General features: G+C 69.9%; 2 protein-coding genes. Both read left to right on the top strand.

Features of this window, described 5'->3' with window-relative positions; genetic code table 11:
• Window positions 1–227 (top strand): hypothetical protein (locus HRUBRA_RS15495; protein ID WP_201771621.1); only part of this gene is annotated, 227 nt, incomplete at its 5' end.
• Complete coding sequence (locus HRUBRA_RS14495; protein ID WP_035518390.1) at window positions 224–1,435, top strand: hypothetical protein; 1,212 nt, start codon at window positions 224–226, stop codon at window positions 1,433–1,435. The genes HRUBRA_RS15495 and HRUBRA_RS14495, both read left to right, overlap by 4 nt.
• Window positions 1,436–1,549: the final 114 nt, after the last annotated feature.

Genomic DNA, 1,549 nt, shown 5'->3' with positions numbered 1-1,549 from the left:
GCGGCGCCTCCGGCGGCGGCGGCATGGGCGGCACGGGCAGCGGCAGCGGCGTCGGCATCCCCCGGAACACGGCCAAGTATCCGCCGCCGGCGGACATCCCCGACGGCAACGACGACGACGTGGTCGCCCGGCAGCTCCGCGAGGCCGCCATGCGCGAACCCGATCCGGCGGTGCGCGAAAAGCTCTGGGCCGAGTACCGCAAGTACAAGGGTATCGAGCAACCGTGAGGCGTTTGCTGCTGACACTGCTCGCGGCCTGCGGGCTGCTCCTTGCCGGCTGCGTGAGCCAGACAGTCAAGAGCACGTCCATTCCGCCTCTGGACTACCCGGATGCGCCGATCCCGGAGGCCGAGCTTCTCGACGTGGGCATCGCCCTGTTCGATCCCGGCCTCGATGATCTTGACGAGGACGACGATCGCCCCGTCTACCCGGAGCTGCGCCGCGCCGAGGCCCGCTTCATCCCGCAGCTGCTGACCACGACCCTGCAGGATACGGGCGCCTGGGGCGCCGTGCGGGTGGTGCCGGACAACGAACGCATCACGGATCTGCGCATCGACGGCACCATTCTCCACTCCGACGGCGAGCAGCTGAAGCTCGCCGTGCGCGCCGTGGATTCCCGGGGCCGGGTCTGGCTCGACAACCGCTATGAGGGCCGCGCCAGCCGTTACGCCTACGAGGGCAGCACCCGGCGACAGTACGATCCCTTTCAGGCGGTCTACCACCGCATTGCCAATGACCTCCTCGAGCACCAGCGCGCCCTCGCCAGCGGCGAGGCCGAGGACATCCGCACCGTGAGCGAGCTGCGCTTCGCCCGCAGCTTCGCCCCGGAGGCCTTCGAAGGCTACCTGCGCGAGGGCCGGGGCGACGAATTACGCATCGCGCGCCTGCCGGCGGAGAATGATCCGATGCTCGAGCGGGTGCGCAGCATCCGCGAGCGCGACAATGTGTTCATCGACACGCTGCAGGGCTATTACACAGGCTTTCGCGGCGACATGCAGGGCCCCTACCAGGAGTGGCGCAAGCTCAGTTATCAGGAGGTAGTCGCCATGCAGCAGCTCCAGGCCGAGAGTCGCCGGCAGCTCATCGCCGGCGGGGCGGCGATCCTCGCCGGCATCGCCGCGGCCGGCGGCGGCGACTCGCGGACCACCCGCACGGCCGGCAACGTGGCCATCATCGGCGGCGGCTACCTGTTGAAGAGCGGCCTCGAAACCCGCGCCGAAGCGAAGATCCACGTGGAGGCCCTGTCCGAGCTGGGCCTGTCGCTGGAAGCGGAGATCACACCGCGGGTGATCGAGCTCGAGGATCGCACCGTGATGCTCAGCGGCAATGTCGAGGACCAGTACCATCAGTGGCGGGACCTCCTCGCCGATATCTACCGCAACGAGGTGGGCGCACTCGCGCCGCCAGAGGCGGACGCCGGCAGCGACGACGGCTGAGCACCAGGGACGGACAGGGGACACCATGGCGCAGGACTTCGAGCGCGTTGAACCGGCACCGTTCGACGCCGCACCGCTGGCGGCGCAGGAAGCGCCGGCGCCCGCCGGCGGCAC

Origin of the sequence: Pseudohaliea rubra DSM 19751, assembly GCF_000764025.1 — a bacterium.
Classification (GTDB): domain Bacteria; phylum Pseudomonadota; class Gammaproteobacteria; order Pseudomonadales; family Halieaceae; genus Pseudohaliea; species Pseudohaliea rubra.
This window is presented reverse-complemented; position numbering and strand designations above follow the sequence as displayed.